Origin of the sequence: Psychromonas sp. 14N.309.X.WAT.B.A12 (assembly GCF_030397575.1) — a bacterium.
Lineage (GTDB): Bacteria > Pseudomonadota > Gammaproteobacteria > Enterobacterales > Psychromonadaceae > Psychromonas.
Genome location: NZ_JAPNXS010000011.1, coordinates 67,242 through 88,775 on the forward strand (window position 1 = coordinate 67,242; position 21,534 = coordinate 88,775).

Consider the following 21,534-nt stretch of genomic DNA (forward strand, 5'->3'; position numbering starts at 1 on the left):
CCGCGACTTACTAGGGAGCTACAGCAAGTAGCTCCTGACCAATGTAAAATTGAAAATATACGATTAACGCTTATGTGTTTCTTTGACTTTCTGTTGTTTCTTCAGCAATAAGCTGTTTCTCGTAAATTTTGAAGAATGGGTAGTAAAGCACCATATTGATACCGATAAGAATGAACACTAAGATGGCATTATTGATCTGCCAACCAGCTCCCCATGCAGCACCAATTGGCGCAGGTGCAGTCCAAGGTACTAATGAAATAGTTTTACCAATTAAATCCCAACTTGCCGCGCAATAAGCGATAGTCGCATTCACCATAGGGATACAAACAAAGGGAATAAACATAGTTGGATTCATAACAAATGGCGTACCAAATATAATCGGTTCATTAATGTTAAATATGGAAGGTACTAAGCTTAATTTACCAATCGCTTTTAGGTGAGCTGATTTACTACGTAAATACATCAAGACCAAAGCAAATGTTGCACCAGAGCCACCTAAGGTCACAAAGAAAGACCAGAATGATTCAATAAAAATATGTGGTAACTCCATACCAGCCGCTAATGCTTCTTGATTTGCACCTAAGTTAGAAAGGAAGAACGGAGCCATAATACCACCAACAATCGCTGCACCATGAATACCAGCGAACCAAAGAACATGTGCGACTAATACCGCTAATAAAATAGCTGGAAGCGTGTCAGATGCTGATATTAAAGGTTGGAACACAGCCATGATTGCGCCAGGGATAATTAAATTAAATTCATGCTGTACTAATAAGTTAATTGGATAAATGGTCAAAATAATAATTAACGCAGGAATTAATAAATTAAATGATTCACGAATCTTATCTGGCACTTGCTCTGGCATTTTAAAGCCAATGTTTTTTCGGTTAAGAAAATAAGCTAACTCTGTGACTAAAATAGAGATGATAATCGCTGTAAATATCCCAGTACCTCCCAAATATGAGGCTGGCAGTCCCCCCTCTTCCATTGGTGCAGAAATTAATAAAAACGTCATTAACGCTAACATACTTATAGATAAACCATCGAGTTTATAAGTTTTTGCTAAGTTGTAAGCGATACAAGTACAGATATAACAGGACATAATGCCCATCGTCATATGGAAAGGTGTCATGATCTCACCAAAGTACTGCTTAGATAACCCTAGCCACCATTGACCAAAACCAAAAGTGGTTTCAGGTGAAAATGGTGGGAAAGCAAATACGAGGAGAAATGAACCTACAATCATAAAAGGCATTGCGCCAATAAATCCATCACGAATAGCACAAATATGCCTTTGCGCAGCGAACTTACCTGCAATCGGCGTCAACGTATTTTCTAAAAACTCAAAAAATTTACTAGACATACTGCGACCCTCTTTAATTAATCAGCGCCAACGCATCAGCTAATATTTTCTCGCCTTTCATCATTCCGTAATCCATTTGATTAATGACCGTAATAGGCTTGCCTACTTGATCAGCCTTAACCTTAAAATCATTCAATTTATATTTGATTTGAGGGCCCAATAAAAAACAGTCATATTCTGCTAAATGTGAATCAAACTCTTCTAAACCAACAGCATCAATTTGTACCTCAATACCTTTATTAGAAGCAGATTCACGCATTTTTTTAACCACCATACTGGTCGACATACCAGCGGCACAGCAAAGTAGAATCTTAGTCATAATATTTCCCTTTTATTGCATTGATAATTTAAAATCCAACAGATCTTGTATTCGAATTTAATGTAACGCATAAATGTAACCGGTTACAGAAAGCGGTTACATTTATGTGATTTAACTCATTTTCCTATCAATAATTAGGCTATTTATTTTTATTTATAATTTTTTTGAAGATGGATCACAGATAAAAAATGAAAACAGAATTGAAAATAAAATGACTATATGAGGATACTGATCTTGGTATTTCTGCAGGTGATCATATTAATACTAACGTTAATAATCAGTTATCTGATGCTCTAGAGTTTAGTTGGGCTAGTAACTTTGTAACAACACACTTAACTAAAACGAATGACGATCTCTTAGACAAGCTTGGTTATGGTGTTCACGATCTTTACCTTCAATACTTGCCACTAAATGATGATGCGTTAAAACTCACCCTCTCTGTTAGTAACTTATTTGATAAAGAACACCGAGTTCAATCTACCTTTGGTGAAACCATATACGGTGATGCGGGCAATATGTCACCAGGTCGTGACTTTAGAATTATTCTAGTTTGGGTACTATAAGTTAAAATGACAAAGCCTCATAATATGAGACTTTGTTCAATGTTTGCATACAAGTATTACCCATTAATAGCAGATGAATAACGCCCGTGATTGTAAAATTAAGCAGTTAACAAATTCATTTCATTAACTGTAAAGCTATCAATTTTACCTTCAGCAGCTTGCACATAAGCAGTAAAATGATCAGCAGTACCATGTTTTTTCCATAACGCACGGTTTTGCCATTTTTCAAACATGATAAAATGGTTAGGGTTTTCTTTATCTTGATGAAGATCGTAATTAATACACCCCGTTTCCGTTTTTGTTATTTCAACTAATGTTAATAGTTCAGATCTAACAAATTCTAGGTGCTCAGGCTTTACAACGATATTGGCAATAATAGTTAATGCAGGCATGTTATGTTCCTAATAAAAGATGAATAAGTCATTTAATCAGGTCATAGTAATAGTCAACAAATGAAAGATAAACACGCTCTTCAATGAAATACTATCAAGAAAAAATAGATAATAATCCCACTGAAATATACTTATAATGCCGCAAAATACAGTCGCTCTTTAAGAGATAACATCACTGTAAAAATACCAATCTAAGCCAATAAATTGGTATTTTTCTATGAACAACTTATTAAAGGCTTCTTAACTTCCCAACATTTAAAAGATTTAATGGATCGTTCTTGCGCTTACTGTCTAAAATAGAATGACTGAAACAACCTTTATGCTTACCGTCTTCAAGTGTGTAAACATGTGGATCATTAATGCTCACTCCAAACTTTGTATGTATATCAACGATGTTTTGTAGTTGCTCTGCACTCTGAAAATGAATCAGTGGTAATCCCACAATCGCTAATTCACTATCAGCCATTCTAATCACCTCAAGATGCACTTGAGCTTGAGAGTTACTTGCCTCATCAATTTGAGTTAATTGTTCAACAACATTATCGACATCATAATTAGTTTGAAGATAAGTAAGCGCTTTATTATTTTTTAATGCGTGTAAAGTTGAATGATTCCAGCAGCATTCCATCAATGTAGACTTACTTTGTAACGCTTCTTGAAAGGTTTGGCTCCATTCAATCTTACCCTGCGCATTTTCCATTAATTTCAGCATAGGCCGTTTTGCATTAGATGCAATCACCGCTATTACAACATAATCCGATGCAGCTAACTCTTTTGGTGTTTGCTCAAAATGGCTAGCACTGTAAGCATCAAAAACCGCGATATTGCGTTTATCTATACCAGTACTGTTAGCAACTTGTTTAGAGAATTGAATGGCATCATCAAGCTGTTTAAAGGAAAGTAAATACTCATCCCATACTCTAGCGGGTGCTAATGCTAATTCAATATCTAAAATGATACCATTCGTCCCATAGGTATGATGGAAACTCGTTAACTCATCACCACCAACCTCAAAAATGTCAGGTGTTTCAGAAATGGTCATCACTCTGACAGATAAAATAGTTCCTTCAGCAGCAACCGGCCCATAGTTTATTGAACCAACGCCTCCAAAGCCGCCAGAGAATAACCCACCTATCGACGCCATTTTATAGGTAGAAGGCATACAACGAAGTTCCCAGCCTTGCTCTCTTGCAGCGTCTTCGAGAGCCCCTAACTTAATACCAGATTGCACAGAGACAATACCATCATCCGGAGATAACCAATTTATCTGGTTATAATGAGAAGTATCAATTGTCACTCCACCCTGTAAAGGTACTGACTGACCATAATTACCTGTTCCACCGCCTCTTACCGTCATGGGTAATTTCAGTGCAGCACATTGAGCAACAACCTCTTTTAATTCCTTCTCATTTTTAGGACGAACCACTATATCGGCTTTTTTGGTGTTTAATTGCGCAAATAAAATAGGGCTAAACCAATGAAAATCCTTTGATAGTCGCTTTACTTGAATGGGGGACGTTACCCAATCCAATAAAGGCAACCTTGTTTGTAATGTCTGTATTGCTTCACTAACTGCCATAACTTGTTCCTTATTACTGATTAAATTTTCGCTACACTTCGCTTTCATGCCAATGCCCTATCACTAGCTTAGATATCATGGACATTGCAGCAAACAACACCACTCCCGTTAGAGATATCAAGGTAAGAGCAGCAAACATACGAGGAATGTTCAACTGATAACCTGACTGCAGAATTTGATACGCCAAGCCAGTATTTGCACCACCAGTACCTGCCACAAATTCTGCGACAACCGCACCAACTAATGACAAACCACTGGCAATTTGCAGTGCCGCAAAGAAATAGGGCATCGCAGAAGGTACGCGTAAGCGAAATAGAATTTGTAAACGACTGGCACGACGTAGTTTAAAATAAGCTAATAAATTAGGAGAAACACTGCGTAAACCAAGCGTGGTATTGGAGATAATCGGAAATATTGCCACTAATGTAGAACACACGACTAAGGCTAACGTAGTATTTTGAATCCAAATAATAATCAAAGGTGCAATGGCGACAATAGGCGTCACTTGTAATAGTACGGCGTATGGAAATAGAGCCGTTTCAATGGCTCTATTTTGTACAAACACAAAGGCAACACTCACTCCTACAACAATCGCTAATAAAAAAGATAATAAAGTTACTTTTAACGTATAAAGTAGCGCAGGTCCTAATAACCCCCAATCAGCATATAACGTCTTAGCCGTCACAAAAGGAGACGGAAAGATATACTCAGGTATGTCTGCGGTCACCACGATAAATTGCCAAGTAAAAATAATCAGCATCGCAATCAAACTAGGAATAATGATCTTTTTGTACCTTGGATTAGCTAGCAAAGGCTGTTTTTCTGTTTTAGCATTCATGAGGTTGCCTCTTCAATGGATGCATTCTCTAAATACTGATGTAATTCCATCGCATATTGAGAAAACTTAGGCTGTAAACGGAACTGTTGAGTACGAGGAAAAGGTTCATCAATTTCAATATTTGCAATCACCCTGCCAGGGCGGGCAGCCATTACTATTACTCTTTGAGATAGGAACACTGCTTCATGAATTGAATGCGTTACAAAAATCACGGTTAGACCATTTTCCTGCCAAAGCCTTAATAGATCACTATCTAACTTAAAGCGAGTTATCTCATCTAGTGCCCCAAAGGGTTCATCCATCAGTAACAAGTCAGGTTTAATCACTAACCCTCGCGCAATGGAAACGCGCATTTGCATACCACCTGATAATTCTTTAGGTAATGAGTCGGCAAACTTTTCAAGCCCTACTAGCTTTAACGCTTGGTCTACTCGTTGCTCTGCTTCTTGCCCTTTAACTCCTTCTAACTCCAAGGCTAAGCTGATGTTTTTACGCACTGAGTGCCATACCATTAAAGAAGCTTCTTGAAATACGAAGGATAAAGTTCGGTCACTCTCATGCAATTTATCGATAGGTTTACGCCATAACAGTAAGCGCCCATCAGAAGGAGACTCCAATCCAGCGACCATTTTTAACAATGTACTTTTACCGCAGCCAGATGGGCCAAGTAAGGTGACAAATTCACCTTGCTTAATTTTCAAATCAACAGGTAACAAAGCTTGTGTACCGTTCGGATAGGTTTTCTCTGTTGAGAGTAACTCCACTGCAGCGGGTAAATTAGAAGATGATATTGGTTCACTATCATCACTCTTTATATTGATTTGACTCATAACACCACCTTCACAGCGTCGATAAACTGCGTCGTAAAGATACTCTCTAAACTAACTTCCGATGCTTTAAATAAACCATTATCAACACCCATTTGCCATGTTTTACGCATTCTATCTTCAGTAATAATACCAATACCCTTAGCCTTAGCATCACCGCCGGTAACGATCTCAGAGCGGTTTAACTCCTTCAACGAGTAACTAAGTTGCTCAGCACTCATATTAGGATTATTTTTAACAATTAATTTGTTACCTTCAGTTGGATCCGTTAGATATTGTTTCCAGCCTTCCATAGTTGCTGATAAGAATGCAGTAATTTGCTCACCATTGTTGGTAATGGCATCTGTACGACAAGCAATCGAGTTACCATAAGGAGGAAAGCCATCTTTACCAATCATAAACACTTTATGATCAGCGCCCGCCTGTTTCATTGCAAAGGGTTCAGAGGTTAAAAATCCTTGCTGTGCAATCTTATTATCCAGTACAAAAGGTTGAATGTTGAAGGTGTAAGGACGTGTCATGGCATCAGTAAAACCATATTGTTTTTTTGCCCAAGGCCACCAGCTTGAATAAGCACTACTCGATATCAATATAGTATTGTCTTTTAAATCAGATAATTTATTAATATTGCTATGGGTAATGATCACAGTAGGATCAAATTGGAAACTAGTCGCTACTATTTTAATCGGCACACCTTTTTTAACTGCGTTGATCGCCCCGATATCATCCACTAAGGCACACTGAGCTCGCCCTGCGGCCAATAACTGCACGGTATTAACCTGTGGTCCGCCCATTTTGATGCTGACATCTAATCCATTATCTTTATATAAATCAGCTCCTAATGCTTGATAGAAACCACCATGTTCGGCCTGTGCGTACCAATTGGTGACAAAGTTAAATGGAGTTTGCTCGGCCATTGCACTGGTTGATAAAGCCATTGACGCCGCTAATGCAGTTAGTCCAATAACACGAGTACGTACTGACTGTTGTTTACTTTGGTTCATATCGTTCCCTCTTTATTAACTAAAATAGTGTTTAAGTAATTTTTGAATAGCCGGTTCTCAATGAAAGCTATTTTTGACTATGGACGTAACCATTAAATTGGCTTTTACCCCAAGATTGATACTCTCGTTTTACCCATTGTGCATGATGAATTTCGCTTATAGCTGTAGCCCACTGAGTAGCAAGATCACTTAATAACTGTTCTCCTTGCTCTAAAGTTGCAGCACTAGGGTCACCAATAACACCAGATGGCCCAAAGTCGATACTTGCCCAAGCAGCCGCAGGGCGACCATTCGTTAATGTTGGGCAAGGAAAAGGCTCTGGGTAATGTGCTTCACTGCGTTCCATATGCACTGAATCAGGTAACAAGGCCATCATGATCGCTGTTTCACCATGTCCAGCATGCATTGATAATTGCTTTTCTTTCTCAGATATAAAGTCATCGTTATGCGGTAAGCTCCAAACATCACGAGCAATCACCATAAAGTCACCATGGCGCAGACGTAATTCACGTGCAGCCATCTCTAATGGTTGCGGTTGACCACCATGTGCATTCACCATCAACAATTTTCTAAACCCTGAACGATAAAGTGATTCACCGAGCTCTTGAACCGTATGTAATAACAACTCTCCAGTAAGCGTTAAGGTGCCAGGGAAGTGCAAATGTTCATCGGACTTGCCGTAAGTGATCGTGGGGATGCCATAAGCAGGAATATCTTGCGGTAATAACGCTAAAGCATGACCAACAACACCCGCTGAGACCGTTGCATCAACAGAGCAAGGAAGGTGAGGACCATGTTGTTCTATTGCCCCAACTGGCAATACGATAACGACATTTTCTTTATCTTCCATCTGATCAATTTCAGGCCAAGTCAAATAAGGAAGAAAACGTTCTGGTGGCGTATAAGCATGTAACATAATAATCTCTCTATAATGATGTTAAAGGTAAGTAAGCAGTTGCTTCCACTTCAATTAAAATATCCTCACTAGGCAGCATCGCACTAACTTCAACGATCGTTGAAATAGGTGGTTCGTCCGGGAAAAATTGATCTCTCACTTGACTAAAAAGTGGGAAATGATCTAAGTTTTTAAAGTATTGAACGAGCTTAAATACATCACTCATTTTTCCACCTTGTTGCTCAATATGCTGCCGAATACTATTCAGCACATACCAACTCTGAGACAAAATAGCTTGTTGCTTAAAGTCAGCAGAAAACTGGCCAGTTCGACCGATCGCATCAGCAACCTCAGCGGGAATATCATCAAAACCTTGTACAATGATTTTTTTCTTAGGGTTTACAGCGATCACACCAGAGAAGAAAATAAAATCCCCCACTCGCTTCGTCGCAGCGTAACGCGCTAATGGTGCACCTTGACCTGCATTTTTTTGATTTGTGTTTGGTTTCATGAGATCCCCTTTTGATCGTTAAACAGAGAAGTAGTCACTTGCTTACTCGCTTTAATAATGCCGCCATCTCGAATAAGTAAACGCATTTCACCACTTGGCCAACTCCAAACATCTTTGCTATCAAACACAATGAAGTCAGCTCTTTTACCTATTAAATTAAAGGTTGGAAGATCGCTGGATAAGTAGTTGGCATCACAAATAGATTGCGACCATCTATCAAAAACATGACTTAATTGCGCCCCATATGTTGCTAACCGTAACGCTTCAACTGGGTCATACTCGCCAAAGCTACAAAAGGCATCTTGCACATTGTCCGTTGCAATCATGGTTGGAATACCGCGGGTTTTCGCTTCCTTAAGAAGCGTTAAACCAAGTAACTTAGGCGTACGTTCAACCTCGGCATCTTGTAATAATAAATTGGTCGTTGGTAAGGAGATTAAGGTAATAGGTTGTTTGCTAAGACGATCCAATAATGAAGTTGCTAATGCCTCTTCACATGAGCTTAATGCGCAGACATGTCCGCACACAATACGCCCACTAAAAGGAACTGTTTCTAAACAATCTAACAAACACATAAGCCCTTGAGGCTGTTCGGCAAGCTCTTCATCAATGTGTAAGTCTAGATCTATGTTTAACTGCGCAGCTCGTTTAATTAAATATTCAAACGCATCGGCATTGAAGTTAACACTGTGTATAAAGCATCCCATTATCCCAAGATCTGTGGATATCACTTTTTGAAGTATGCTGTCAGTAAATGTTTTATCAGCAAGAAGTGTTAAAGGGACAAGTGCTACCTGTTCAAGATGAATTTTATGCTGCCAACTTTTAGCCAACGCTTGTAACACATTCCAAGCCGCTGGCGTTTGCTCGCTATCCCAATCAATATGTGTACGTATATGTGCGACACCATTTGAATAAGCTTGCTGTAAAGCCTTTTCTGCACGCAGCCAAAGGTCATTATGACTCCACTTAGATTTATCTTGGTGCATTGCTTCAATAGCACCTAACAATCCAGGCGTAACATTACCAATACGCTCACGTGTAAATGTTTTATCAAGATGTGCATGAGCTTCAACTAAACTCGGCAAGCATAAAGCTCCATCGATATCGATAAAATCAATCACATCACTCGGTAGTATTGGCGTTAATTTAGAAACAACTCCTGCACTCACTTCAACATGAGCTAGCTGCGGTAATCCATTTAACAATGGCCAATCTGTTGGTAATAGCCATTCAGGTAAACGTAAATTAGTTAACCATTGAGACACAGGTGTTGGTATAGAAGGACGCATAATTATAGCTCCAAGGTTAGGCTTTGAGAGTTGCAACCACCACAGCATAAGGCGATATACTCATCTCGTTCGGTATCTTCTAAGCATTGATCTCGATGAATAGGCTCCCCATCACTCCACGCTACTAAGCAACTTCCACAAATACCCTGCTCACATACGGTATCTACTTTTATTCCAGCTTTATGCAATGCTTCAACCATGCTTTCTCCCGTAGCAACAGAAATACGCTGTTCACTTTGACGTAGATATAATTCAAAACTATCGCTATTCGCAGACACACCTGTAGCTGTAAATCGTTCTTCATGCCATTGTTCGGTTGGTAGTGGTTCACTAGTTGAAGCAAGGCATTGTTCTTTTACGAGCTCCAGAAAACCATTTGGACCACAACAATACACATGAACCTGTTTTGGTAAATTAACTAGCAAGTCAGCAAAATGAAAACTAGCCCGGCCAGCTAACCAGAGTTGTGTAGACCAGGATCGAGATGATAACTGTGAAGAAAAAGGCAACCCTGCTAACCCACTAGCACAAGCGATAAATGTAAAATCTTTATGTTCAGCGGTTAATGTATGCGCCATCGCGATCATCGGTGTTAAACCGATACCCGCGCCAATCAATAGGTGATGTTCCGCTGTATCTGATAGAGAAAAGTAATTCTTCGGTGTACTAATGGAGAATACACCACCAACCTTAGCTACTTGATGAAATGCTTTTGAACCTCCACGTCCCAGCTCTTCTCTTTTAACAGCAATATCGTAATAGGTATGCGCATCGCTAGGGTCGCTACATAAGGAATAAGCTCGAGTGAAGTCATCATTAATATCAACTTCGATATGAGCACCTGCAGAGAAAGCAGGTAAAGACTCTTTATTCAGAGACTCAAAACGATAGCGACATATTGTTTCTGTTAACACTTCAATTTCTGAAATGCGAACTTGTATCTTTTTATCTTCAATCATACACCAACCAATTAATTTGTCCGATTGGACAAATTAATTGCATGTTTGATGCCAACAATTGAATAACACTGTATTAACAATAAAAAGACGAAAAGATAAACAGACAAACATAGGTAAGACTTGGCTTAACAAACAAGCCAATTAAGTAGGGATTTTAATTTATGAAAATAATGTTATTGAGGTGTTAAACCACAACCTAATAAAATAAGATCATTGAGCTCTTGTCGTACTTTTTCCTGCAAGGTAGGATCGTCTAAAGATCCTTCTAAAATGACTTCAGCTTGTAGCGCATAATCAGCGTAGTACTGGGTTAAAGCCCATATATTCATCATTAATAAACGACCATCTAAAGAACGAATTTTTCCTTCTTCTATCCACTCATTAATGACTTCTATATTACTCGACATACGGAGCATTGCATCAGGCCAAAATGTCGATAAGCTTTTACCGCCACTAATGACTTCCACGGTAAAAATACGAGATAATTCTTTATGCTCAAGTGCAAAACTGAGTTTCAAATCTATGTAATGAGAAATGATTTCAGCAGGTGTTGAAGTTTTTTGGGTATCAAACTCAAATAGATCTCCCCATGCTTCAAATAAAGTTCCTAGCACTCGTTGATAAAGCGCTTCTTTACTGCCTATATAATAATGTAATTGTGACTTGGCAAGTCCCGCACGGCGGGCAATAGCTTGAGTTGATGCTCCAATATACCCATGTTGACTAAACTCAGTTATCGCCGCATTAAGGATATTTTTATTTATCTCAATGCGGTTGATTTTGCTCTGCATAATGACTCTCTCAATAAAAAAACATGCACTTAATAAGTGCGTAACAAATAAATTTTGCACCATAACGAAACAATAATAATATCGTTATTTATATATACCCATACTACCTCAAGATGCTTTGTCAGGCGCAAGCTCGGATATCAGAGCAAGACGCATCATGAGGTAATGGTTATTTCCTTTTCGATTGATGCAACACAGCGCTGATTTCCGAGCTTACGCCTCGAAGGGCAAGACAACTTACGACAATCTGCTTTGTTATAAAATTTCACTGTAGAACAGTAGACTTCAATTTTATGAAGCGCATCTTGAAGTACCATGGGTATAAGTTAATATATAAACATTAAACTAGGTATAAAAACAACAAAGCCTCGAAATGCGAGGCTTTGTTTACTATTTTAAAGACAAAACATTGATATTACTCAATATTTTGTACTTGCTCACGCATTTGTTCTATTAACACTTTACATTCAACAGCTGCAGCGGTGATGTCAGTATTAATTGCTTTAGAGCCTAATGTATTTGCCTCACGGTTGAACTCTTGCATCATAAAGTCTAAACGACGACCTATAGCGCCACCTTTTTTTAGTACGTTACGTGCTTCAGACACATGTGAATCTAAACGGTCTAATTCTTCGGCAACGTCGGATTTTTGCGCCAAAAGTACTAATTCTTGCTCTACTCGTGTGCCATCTAAATCAACTTTAGCATCTTCAAATTTCTTCAAAATACGTGCTTTCTGCCAAGCATGTACGGCTGGCATAAAGTCACGAACTTTCGCTGCTTGTTCGCTGATATTAGTTAAGCGTTGTTCGATAAATACACCTAGATTTGCACCTTCAGCTGCACGAGAGTCGATAAAGTCATTTAGCGTACTTTCAAAACCAGCCATAAGCTCTGCGCTGACCACATCAATATCCTGCTCTGGCGCTTGCATTACGCCTGGCCATTTTAAGATATCAACAGGATTGATTTGGCCTGTCCCCATTTGTTCAGCAACCCATTGTGCATTATGTATTAGTTGAGTTGCTAATTCTTGGTTCATATTCAGACATGTGCTGCTTGTTGAGTTAGCTTCAAAACGTAAACTACATTCAACTTTACCGCGCTCCAAGCGCTTACGAAATGTATCTTTTAATTTTGTTTCTAAACCACGAAATTGCTCAGGCAAACGAAAATATGTTTCAAGATAACGTTGGTTCACAGAGCGGATCTCCCAAACTGCTGTCCCCCAATCACCTTTTAATTGCTTGCGTGCAAATGCCGTCATACTGTAAATCATACTTTCCCCTCTCAATTTGAATCACGAGTATAACTGACTATTCCCCAAACATGCTACGCCGAGCTGCAATTTGCGATTGATTTTATATAACAAAATCATAATGCGTCATTTAATGTCATATTTTTTAATAGGGACTTAACTTCAATTAAGAAAATAGCAAATTAATCATACCGATTACATTAAATACGCTGTCTAAATTTTGCGCTGGAAAAACAGTTCCATTCAGACGTAAATAACTGTTCCTTTTACGAAATTTACAACAAAGAAATGGGCTATTTTAACAAGTAAAATTGATAAGCAATTTATTGTGATTGCTATTAAAATGTTGTTTAGGAATAAAGGTTACAGTGAATGAACTCATTCAAGTTCAGTAGATTAGGAGGTATTTTTATGTTGATGGTAAAAAGGAGGTATTAATAATGGCTAGGTAATAAACCTAACCATAAATTTTAAATATATAAAAACTAAGGAAGATTATATATTTTCTCTTAACTTTTAATATCGCGAGCTAATGTTTGACCTTCTTCAATCATCTTAGTAAAGGTGTCTAACAGCCCTTCTGTTTTTAAATTGATTGCTTGAGTCAACGGCTCAGGGAAACGTTTAATAATAATTTCAGGCGGCAGGTTAAGTGACCAAGCAAAACGAGTAAAAACGGAAAGGCGGATCAATACCGCTGCTTGTGAAGTGTTTTCATACTCTAACGGATCTAATTGCTGTTCAATGGCATCGACAAATACTGAAGAAAAGCTCCAATGCTTAGCTAAAGCAGCACCAACTTGTGTGTTATCAAACCCCAGCACTTCTCGTTCAGCATATAAGCGAGGTTGTCCAGCATCAATGGCAATTTTAATCAAACCACACTCAGCAGGTTTTATGGTTTGCAATAAAAGCTCACCAATATTATGCATCATGGCACAAGTAAAAGCAGTATCACTGTTTATACTTGTATGTTTTGCTAAATGCTTAGCAATACTCGCTGTAATAAAGGTCTCTTCCCAAAATTTGTCTTTATCGAAACTAGGTGTATCAGGAAATACATTTGATAAGGTAGCCGCTACGACAATACTTCTGACTTGATTAAAGCCTAGTCGAATAACAGCTTCTTCAATGGACTCGACCTCTTTGCCTCTTCGGTAAACTGCAGAGTTAGCCATACGGATCACCTTCGCGCTAATCGACTGATCTTTTGCTACTTTTGCTGCAATATCTTCCACACGGGTATCTTCGTCAGAAAAAGAATCCATCAATTCCAAAAGAATTAGCGGTAAAACGGGTAGCTTTTTAACATCTTTAAAAAGATCAGCAGTGAGTTCCATCAGTGTATTTTGCCTATTGAATAATTAATTCAACAAAATAGTAGTTAATCTAAATAAAATCAAACAAAAAACACCTAATTAGAGATATTTTTATAAAGAGTTATGATAAATCAAAACATAAATTAATCATCATAACTCTGGAGGCAATAATCTAACGATTAATAAGGCGATTATAGTCAAATAAACCATACTCAATAGGGTCTTGTTGTAAATAGAGGTCATGTAAATGGTCACTCACCTCCCAAAATTTAGGATTACTTCGACGTATGCCGTAGGTTTCCATCAGAGTTGCGAATTTTTCTTTATCATTCGCCTGTGAAAATAAACGAACAAAATCCTCTTCATCTGTGGCATTCACTTTAAAGATTAATCCAGGATAAGTACCTAAAAAACCTTTAAATATTTCTGAGTTGTCTTTAGCGGTCAGGCGATTAGCGGCTTCATTTAATAAGCTTGAAACATTCTCATGTTCATTATGACGCAATATTGTATAACCGCGGTCTTCTCCATTATTATCTTCCACGACTACGAATGAGACTTGCGGTAATGACAGCACCACTGAGTTATCTAAATTATTCAAACGTTTCAATATTATATCTTCCTGTGGTACCCGATACTGCTCGCTTTTAGCGCGTAACATTTCAGGATCGTAGACATAATGTTTAAGTTTGTTTAATAACTCTACTTTAGGAAAATCTGTCTTGAATTGAATACCAGAAGGGCGAGCATTCATTAGATTTTTATCATTGAGATATTCACTTAACTCTTTTGTTGCATCAATATACCAACTTGTTAATACAGGTTTTCTATATTCGTTAGGAATGAAAGAAATAAAGTTTGCTTCTGATTCGATACGTAAAAAGTCCATGTATAAGCGCGTGGTGAGCTGATGTCCAACATTGCCATATACATCAAAGCCAGCCACCAATAAATAATGGATTCGCTCCAGTATAGGATAATCAATTAACCAAGCTGTTTTTGGTTGTTTACCTAACGCTCCTTTTACCACAGTGGCACTGTCAATATGACGAAAAACGGTTAAAGCAGCGTTATCGTTACCAGACCATATGTTATCTAGAGTTAAGCCCTCAATATTATCCATTTCACGTTTAATAAAGTCACTCTTTGCTTTAACGTATTGCCTGTTACCTTTGGCGTAAGACAACCATTCTGTTAACGATAAATTATCACTACTCGACTCTGCAGGTAATCTCAAATTATTTGCTTGCTGATAAACAAACTGGTCAACGTCTTTATTACCGCTAGACTCTGGGTCAACAAAGAATACCCAGAATTTATCGTTGATTACATTCACCGCCACTTGGCCTCGACAAACAGGACCTTTGATAAACCCACCAATAGTGAAATATGCTTCCTGTAACATAAACTGATAACGCGAATAGGTAGGGATATCTTTAAATACCAAGAACGGATTAAAGTCACTGTAATCCGGTAATGAGTTAACCTTGAAATCGGCATCATAAAAAAGCTCATCCCAAAGCTTTTCACGTTGCTCGTTGAATACGTAAGGTAAATTAGTTTTGGCTAACGTAATCGCTCTGTCTAAGACTAAGCGATAATAAACACGCTCTACTTTAGGGTCATCATAAGGGCGACGTGTAGCAATCACTTTCACTGGTTGACCGGGCGGAGTAGAAGATCGTATCAAGTGGAAAAAACGCGGAGGTGCCTCAGTGCTAATAGGTAGAGCATCAAAGTAAATATGGCCGATAAATAAATGTTCATAAATATAACGCGCAACTAACTGCTCTTTACGCGAGTCGCCGTTGAGCTTTTGCTCCCAATGATCAACCAGTTTTACTGTTTCATCGGATAACGCTAAAGGTTCGGACATAGGCGCACCACGGGAAATCCATTGCTCTAACGTTTTAAACTCATCATGACTTAAGTTAGGTAAGCCGTAGGGCATGCCAGACAAAGGAAAATCTTCTTCATACTCCCCTAGTTCATTAATATCTGGGCATTGATCTTCTCTGTTTAAGGAATAATTAAACTGTTCTGGTAATACACCTTGCGGTTGAGGGTGACGCTCTTTTTGCAGTAATAGTTTATACATCACACTGCCTTGTAAGTTAGCCAGCATGGTTTGATCACGTTCATTAATAACAGATTTAAAACCTTTATGGCGCCACTCTTCAGTGCTGTCCGCATCAATAAATAAACGTGAAGGTGCTGCACCTAGAATACGTTGGCCATTGTAAACAAGCTCTTTACTTGCACCGCGGTCAATCCCTTCAGGAGAGGATAGTTTTAACTGACAAGGCGCATCATAACAGCCATGACAAACCACACAGCGCTTTTCTAATAACGGCATGACTTGGTCACGAAACTCTTCGGCTAATGTATCATCAGTGCTTAATTGTCTTGGTCTTGGTTGCTCTTTGCCATAATCTTTATTAAGTTGATCTTCAACATCGGAACAAGCGGTAAGTAGTAAACTGCACAGTAATACAATTAAAACTTTAAAAGTCATGAATAGGCTCTCTAAAATTGCTAGAATATGGGATTAATTTATTAAAATGCATGTTAACTATATATCGAATTTGCTATACAACGGACTGTATAGGAATAGAAAGTAGATCATGATTATTTTTATAATCTATTTAAACACGAGTTAAACAAGACCGCCACCCAATGCGCAGTCTTATGATCAAAAATACAAGGTACATTAGATGAAATTTAGTCCGTGCACAGGTGATTGTACAAGTAACAAAAAAAGTTGCGGTGGATGCGGTAGAAGCCGAGACGAAATCACTGAAACGCAAGTCATTACTAAATTATTAGTAGAGCATTTGGTTAAATATAATTACGACGATCCAGAAAATTTTCTAGAGAATATTACCAAGAAGGCGACTAAGCGTTCTAAGAATGCACAAAAAAAGTAACTAACGCTTTACTCGGAGAGGATACCAAGAAAAGCGGTAAGCAAAAGTCCAAAAAGAAAACACTCAAGCAATTAAAAAAGTTGCAGAAGAAACAAAAAAAGAAACATAAAAAAGATAAAAAGTAACATAAAGAAGAGCATCAATGGCTAAATATACTAAACCAGCAATATCACAAGAAACACAAGATGAAGCACTGGCAATGGCTAAGAAAGTGCAAAAGCCAGGGCAAACTAAGGAGCAAACCAAACTGGTTGCCCAAGGTATTCAAAAAGGCATTGCTGAATATAAAAAATTAGCTAAAAGCAAACAGCGCGAAGCCAACAAGGCAAAAAAGAAAAAAGTGCCCATTGAAGATGCTCAATCCAATACAAATATCCCTCATAAACCTAGCACCTCTATTCTGCCTTGGGTCTTATTGGCCATAAGCTGGATTGGATTTGTCAGTTACCACTTTTTAAATCAATAGGAACAACCATGGTTAAAGTAATTGTAAACGGCGCAAAAGGCCGTATGGGCAGTGAAGCCGTAAAAGCAGTGAATAATGATAGTGAATTAGAACTCGTTGCAGAATGTGACTTTGGCGATGATCTAGCAGCATTAATCAAATCTACCGGGGCACAGGTCGTTGTTGATTTAACTGCGGCGTCTGCAGGTTTTAATAATACACAAACTATTCTTAATGCTGGTGCTTGCCCTGTGATCGGCACCAGTGGTTTCCTTGAGCAACAAGTAGCAGAGTTACAAGCGCTAGCGCAAGAAAAGAAACTAGGAGGCTTGATCGCACCTAACTTCTCTATTGGCGCAGTATTAATGATGAAATTTGCAGTTCAAGCTGCAAAATACTTGCCTGATGTTGAAGTCATTGAAGCGCATAGCCCACAAAAAGAAGAAAGCCCATCGGGTACGGGTATCCGCACAGCCGAGTTAATCTCAGCAGCGCGTACTAAAGCGGCGACACCTTGCAGCGATAAAGAGTTAATCGAAGGTGCACGTGGTGCAGAATTAAATAATGTGAAATTACACTCTATTCGTTTACCGGGCGTTGTAGCACAACAAACCGTGTTTTTTGGAGGGTTGAGTGAGACCTTAAAAATCGAACATAACTCTCAGCATCGTGAATCATTCATGCCAGGCATTTGTCTAGCATGTAAAGAAGTGGTTAAACGCACTGAACTAGTTTATGGCTTAGAGTATTTGATGGACTAAGGCTTTTTTCTATCTATCAAAACAAAACGCCAGCATCTCGCTGGCGTTTTAGGTTATACCACTGCTGGTTTGCTATGTTGCCCATATACAAAATAAACTAAAACTAATGGCGTACACAGGTAATAAATCACCTGTAACTGATGAAGCGCAGTATCAGTGGCCATGGTAAATACCGCTATAATGCTAAAAAAGACCACTAACATAAACTGAGAATAATAACTTTTACAGATAATGTAACGTGTTGGTTTGTCTTGACGAGCAATATCATAGAATCGTTTATTAAATGCCAGACGGAAAAAGTTACTTAAGAAGGCAGCAAGTAATAAGCCGCTATAAATCAAGATGCTATCCATTTCAATATCCAGCACTCCGCGAATGACCCACGAGGAAGCATAACCTAGTACTGCAATTCGATAGACTTTTTGAGTATCAACTCTATCAATATATTTTTTAATAACAAAAAAAATCAAAGCTAATAAAATACTTAAAGCAATTAAGATAAGCCCTAATTGCATCACGTTCTCTTGGGTTAACATGTAGATAGTTAACATCCAAAAATAACTTTCTAAGAATAAAAATAATCCATCAACCACAAAAATTAAGGATGAACGATGTTGATCCTGAAATTTAACCACTTGCTTTAGGGTAAAGGCAGGTACTTGTTTTAGTTTTTCAAGCTGTGTATTACTATTTAAGCTTTTGTGTACCAATAAAAATCCCAATATCGACAGCACAAAAGAGAGTAATAACAAGCCACTAAAGTATTCCATCCCCAACAGGTAACTACCAATTAACACACCGATTTTTAATGCAAACACCACTAGTATTTGGAAATTACCAAAGGTATTACCGGTGTTTTTATCTTCAGTGATTGCTTGAAATAACAGACGTTGAGTTGACCAATAGAAACACCCTGCCGCACCGTTTATTAAAGCGCCAGCAGTAGCTATCAGCTGCTCATTGCCGCAAATTAATAACATTACAAACAGACTTTGTAAGATAAAAGATAAACTTATTAACTTACCCCAATCATGCTGAGCCCGCAGACGATCCCAACAATACAAAGCGACGACAAAGCCAACGGCCGTTAAGGCTATAAACGAGGAAATATCACTGATGGTAAGGCCTTTATCCCACAGAATGACTGCAATAAATAAAGGCATTAACCCTAACAGGAAGGAGTGAAATCCTGTAAAAAGGTAAAAAGTGCGTGTTAAAGCTGACACTTAGAAGGTGTCAGACTGTTTAACTTCTAATGCATCTAACTCGTCAAAGTACTCACTGAGGTCTTCAGCTTCACCGTAACGAGGGTAAGCATGCATTTTCAAGTAGGGGCGTGAGTTTACTTCCAAGAAGATACATTTTTGTTCACGATAATCAAACTCAATCCCTTTTTCTAAGATCACATCAATACCTAAAATATTGGCATCAAACAAATTTAAAACATTTTTAAACAAAGTTTGATTTGCTTCTGGTAATAACTGCTTATCAATTACTTCTACCACGCCACCAGGCGCTAAAGAGATACGATAAAACAGCGTTGCTCGTTGTTCTGCTGGTAAAACAGAGTCAAAGTCTAACCCTTGCTTTGCTAAAAATGCACGTGATTGAGCCGTTTCTTTCAACGCTGAAATAACAGGGTACAGCTTCATTTTTTCGCGGATTGCATTTTCTTTACGCATTAACTCACGAATTGTAGCGACACCATCGCCTTTTACTGAAGGAGCATAACGTTGTAATACAGAAACAATTTTGCCATTAGCAACTACAACTCGATAGTTTTTACCTTCTAAAAACTGCTCAACAACCGTAAATGGCCACCATAGTTTCGCTAAGAAGATAGCTTTCCATAATTCTTTATAGTCTCGAATAGGGAAATGACTGCCGCGTGAAAAACCACTTACGTTAGGTTTAATCACTAAGGGAAAGCCATGTTGCTTAGCAAAACGAATTGCCGCAAATGGATTAAAAAAGATCAATCCTTGTGCATGTGGAATATTACCTTGCTTAAATCTATCTCTAGCTTGCTCTTTACTTCTGCAACTACGACGTACTTCTAAGCTATTGTAGTTGCTACAACCGCCCATGAATTTTTTACTGATCCAAGCATAAATTATTTTTTTTATATTCATTAGGAAAGCTCATTTTTTAATTTCGATTTTAATAATCGAGCAGATTGTAGTTTTTGAAAGAAAATTGACTTCACCGGTTGCGAAGCGGGAATATCTTTAGTTACTAAAGCTAATTGTTTCATACTCGCAAAGATAAACTTTAATTTAGACGTTAAAGTCATCTCTTGAATCAATAAAATTAATGGCATAGGCACATACACATTAATTTCAACGATAGAAAACTGCTCATTGAGCAAAGCTTCTAAAGAGTCTGCACGCGCACAGAAGCGGGCAATACGAAACGATCCAATTTGAGAGAATAACATTTCTATTTTTTGTATTTGTTGTGTATTTAGTTCAGGCATACAAGATTTATAATAAGTATCTTTATTATAAATACCGTTTACTGGCATCTCATCATCACTGTGATTACAGGTTTCTGTCACCGATATAATAGCCGATGACTGATCTGAGGTTGCGCCCGGAATAAAGAATATTTCAAACTCTCTTTTTCCCTTTGCAGCGGCTTGAATCAAATAACGAGGACCATGAACGGGACGATTAGCTCGATGCTGCTGTAACGCTTCAGGCGAGTCTATACGACATACACCTTGCGAGTTTTGTCCCCACTCAGGCTTCAAAAAAACTGGATAGGTATCCGGATTTTTCGCTGTTTGATCATCACCTTTATCTACAAACTGTAATAAACGCCATTGCTCAGGTATCAACAAATCCATATCTAACTTAGAAAATATATGTAAATCTTGATTAAAATAATTAGCGTTTAGTTGGAAGTACTTCCATGGTGCTACCAAAAATCGGCAACACCAGAGAATATAAGAAAGTACTAACGAAATACGAATTAACAAAAACGTTCCTTACTGGCTTACTTTACTTTTATAGTCACGATAATTAGCAACAAATAAGATTAAACCTAAAATGAGAATAGACACCGCAGCATAAAACAGACTTCCGCCATCACTTTTACCTTCATGTATCACTTCGATACCTAATGGCGTGAATAAATGGAAGAATGTAGCCCCAGCCATTACACCAGAAGCCATTAACCCACCAATGGCGTGTATCAACGAACGACTTGGCGCACACGATAATACACCGACTTTTTTAAGTATCCAAAATACAATAGGTGATAATAACACCAGCGATGTAATTAACTCTACGCTACCAACAGCATATGAACCGTAGTTAGCAAATAGGGAACCAATAGTGTCGCCTAAAAAACCTTGCATCCACGCGCCGATCGTACCGAAAATATGCTGTGTATCTGGGTGTAACGTAAACTTGTAAGGTAGCGATAGTAAAAATACCTTAGCGATCCACACTACAACTGCCCAACTAAAAATAGGTAATATTTTCATG

The 21,534-nt window shown here is 38.2% G+C and carries 23 protein-coding genes; 4 read left to right on the top strand and 19 right to left on the bottom strand.

Going from position 1 to position 21,534, the window contains the following annotated elements; all coding sequences use genetic code 11:
• Positions 1-70: 70 nt before the first annotated feature.
• On the bottom strand, positions 71-1,363 hold the full coding sequence (locus tag OW492_RS14035; RefSeq protein ID WP_290040853.1) for a PTS sugar transporter subunit IIC: 1,293 nt from the start codon (positions 1,361-1,363) through the stop codon (positions 71-73).
• 13 nt (positions 1,364-1,376) lie between these two features.
• Positions 1,377-1,682, bottom strand: a complete 306-nt coding sequence (locus OW492_RS14040; protein WP_290040854.1) for a PTS sugar transporter subunit IIB — start codon at positions 1,680-1,682, stop codon at positions 1,377-1,379.
• A gap of 401 nt (positions 1,683-2,083) precedes the next feature.
• On the opposite strand from OW492_RS14040, the gene OW492_RS17060 reads away from it, so the two are divergent.
• A complete protein-coding gene (locus OW492_RS17060; RefSeq protein WP_354669235.1) occupies positions 2,084-2,245 on the top strand; it encodes a hypothetical protein in 162 nt (53 codons plus the stop codon).
• A gap of 98 nt (positions 2,246-2,343) precedes the next feature.
• Here OW492_RS17060 and OW492_RS14050 read toward each other — a convergent pair whose 3' ends face one another.
• The 13 genes from OW492_RS14050 to OW492_RS14110 form a co-directional block, all read right to left on the bottom strand.
• Positions 2,344-2,637 carry a putative quinol monooxygenase gene (locus OW492_RS14050; protein ID WP_290040856.1) on the bottom strand — a complete coding sequence of 98 codons (294 nt, stop codon included), beginning with the start codon at positions 2,635-2,637 and terminating at the stop codon, positions 2,344-2,346.
• A gap of 229 nt (positions 2,638-2,866) precedes the next feature.
• Positions 2,867-4,216, bottom strand: a complete 1,350-nt coding sequence (locus OW492_RS14055; RefSeq protein ID WP_290040858.1) for an FAD-binding oxidoreductase — start codon at positions 4,214-4,216, stop codon at positions 2,867-2,869.
• A gap of 31 nt (positions 4,217-4,247) precedes the next feature.
• The gene (locus OW492_RS14060; protein ID WP_290040860.1) at positions 4,248-5,054 is read right to left on the bottom strand and encodes an ABC transporter permease; all 807 of its coding nucleotides are present in this window, start codon (positions 5,052-5,054) and stop codon (positions 4,248-4,250) included.
• The gene (locus OW492_RS14065; RefSeq protein ID WP_290040861.1) at positions 5,051-5,884 is read right to left on the bottom strand and encodes an ABC transporter ATP-binding protein; all 834 of its coding nucleotides are present in this window, start codon (positions 5,882-5,884) and stop codon (positions 5,051-5,053) included. The genes OW492_RS14060 and OW492_RS14065 overlap by 4 nt, the downstream gene beginning before the upstream one ends.
• Positions 5,881-6,885, bottom strand: a complete 1,005-nt coding sequence (locus OW492_RS14070) for an ABC transporter substrate-binding protein (protein WP_290040863.1) — start codon at positions 6,883-6,885, stop codon at positions 5,881-5,883. Before OW492_RS14070 ends, OW492_RS14065 begins: the two co-directional genes overlap by 4 nt.
• 67 nt (positions 6,886-6,952) lie before the next feature.
• Entirely contained in the window at positions 6,953-7,801 is an 849-nt protein-coding gene (locus OW492_RS14075) for a creatininase family protein (protein WP_290040865.1), read from the bottom strand.
• A 10-nt stretch (positions 7,802-7,811) separates the two neighbouring features.
• The gene (locus OW492_RS14080; RefSeq protein ID WP_290040867.1) at positions 7,812-8,291 is read right to left on the bottom strand and encodes a RidA family protein; all 480 of its coding nucleotides are present in this window, start codon (positions 8,289-8,291) and stop codon (positions 7,812-7,814) included.
• Positions 8,288-9,583, bottom strand: coding sequence for a hypothetical protein (locus OW492_RS14085; RefSeq protein ID WP_290040869.1), 1,296 nt, complete (start codon positions 9,581-9,583; stop codon positions 8,288-8,290). Before OW492_RS14085 ends, OW492_RS14080 begins: the two co-directional genes overlap by 4 nt.
• Positions 9,584-9,585: 2 nt before the next feature.
• On the bottom strand, positions 9,586-10,542 hold the full coding sequence (locus tag OW492_RS14090; protein WP_290040871.1) for a PDR/VanB family oxidoreductase: 957 nt from the start codon (positions 10,540-10,542) through the stop codon (positions 9,586-9,588).
• Positions 10,543-10,715: 173 nt separating this feature from the next.
• Entirely contained in the window at positions 10,716-11,333 is a 618-nt protein-coding gene (locus OW492_RS14095) for a TetR family transcriptional regulator C-terminal domain-containing protein (protein WP_290040873.1), read from the bottom strand.
• A gap of 415 nt (positions 11,334-11,748) precedes the next feature.
• The gene (locus tag OW492_RS14100) at positions 11,749-12,612 is read right to left on the bottom strand and encodes a YicC/YloC family endoribonuclease (RefSeq protein ID WP_290040875.1); all 864 of its coding nucleotides are present in this window, start codon (positions 12,610-12,612) and stop codon (positions 11,749-11,751) included.
• A gap of 488 nt (positions 12,613-13,100) precedes the next feature.
• On the bottom strand, positions 13,101-13,931 hold the full coding sequence (locus OW492_RS14105; protein WP_290040877.1) for an HDOD domain-containing protein: 831 nt from the start codon (positions 13,929-13,931) through the stop codon (positions 13,101-13,103).
• A gap of 151 nt (positions 13,932-14,082) precedes the next feature.
• Complete coding sequence (locus tag OW492_RS14110; RefSeq protein ID WP_290040879.1) at positions 14,083-16,425, bottom strand: fatty acid cis/trans isomerase; 2,343 nt, start codon at positions 16,423-16,425, stop codon at positions 14,083-14,085.
• A gap of 199 nt (positions 16,426-16,624) precedes the next feature.
• Between OW492_RS14110 and OW492_RS14115 the strand changes: the two genes are divergently transcribed.
• The 3 genes from OW492_RS14115 to dapB all read left to right on the top strand — a co-directional run bounded on the left by OW492_RS14115 (position 16,625) and on the right by dapB (position 18,043).
• Positions 16,625-16,837 (top strand): DUF1289 domain-containing protein, encoded by a 213-nt coding sequence (locus OW492_RS14115; RefSeq protein ID WP_290040881.1) that lies wholly within the window; start codon positions 16,625-16,627, stop codon positions 16,835-16,837.
• 142 nt (positions 16,838-16,979) lie between these two features.
• Positions 16,980-17,303 carry a DUF2956 domain-containing protein gene (locus tag OW492_RS14120; protein WP_290040883.1) on the top strand — a complete coding sequence of 108 codons (324 nt, stop codon included), beginning with the start codon at positions 16,980-16,982 and terminating at the stop codon, positions 17,301-17,303.
• A gap of 8 nt (positions 17,304-17,311) precedes the next feature.
• Positions 17,312-18,043 (top strand): 4-hydroxy-tetrahydrodipicolinate reductase, encoded by a 732-nt coding sequence (gene dapB / locus OW492_RS14125; RefSeq protein ID WP_290040885.1) that lies wholly within the window; start codon positions 17,312-17,314, stop codon positions 18,041-18,043.
• Between the two features lie 53 nt (positions 18,044-18,096).
• Here dapB and OW492_RS14130 read toward each other — a convergent pair whose 3' ends face one another.
• From OW492_RS14130 to OW492_RS14145, 4 genes are all read right to left on the bottom strand, one after another.
• Positions 18,097-19,206, bottom strand: coding sequence for an MFS transporter (locus tag OW492_RS14130; protein ID WP_290040887.1), 1,110 nt, complete (start codon positions 19,204-19,206; stop codon positions 18,097-18,099).
• A 63-nt stretch (positions 19,207-19,269) separates the two neighbouring features.
• Positions 19,270-20,175 (bottom strand): cyanophycin synthetase, encoded by a 906-nt coding sequence (locus tag OW492_RS14135; protein ID WP_290040889.1) that lies wholly within the window; start codon positions 20,173-20,175, stop codon positions 19,270-19,272.
• Positions 20,175-21,023, bottom strand: a complete 849-nt coding sequence (locus tag OW492_RS14140; protein ID WP_290040891.1) for a hypothetical protein — start codon at positions 21,021-21,023, stop codon at positions 20,175-20,177. The genes OW492_RS14135 and OW492_RS14140 overlap by 1 nt, the downstream gene beginning before the upstream one ends.
• A gap of 9 nt (positions 21,024-21,032) precedes the next feature.
• Positions 21,033-21,533, bottom strand: coding sequence for a hypothetical protein (locus OW492_RS14145; protein ID WP_290040892.1), 501 nt, complete (start codon positions 21,531-21,533; stop codon positions 21,033-21,035).
• Between the last annotated feature and the right edge of the window lies 1 nt (position 21,534).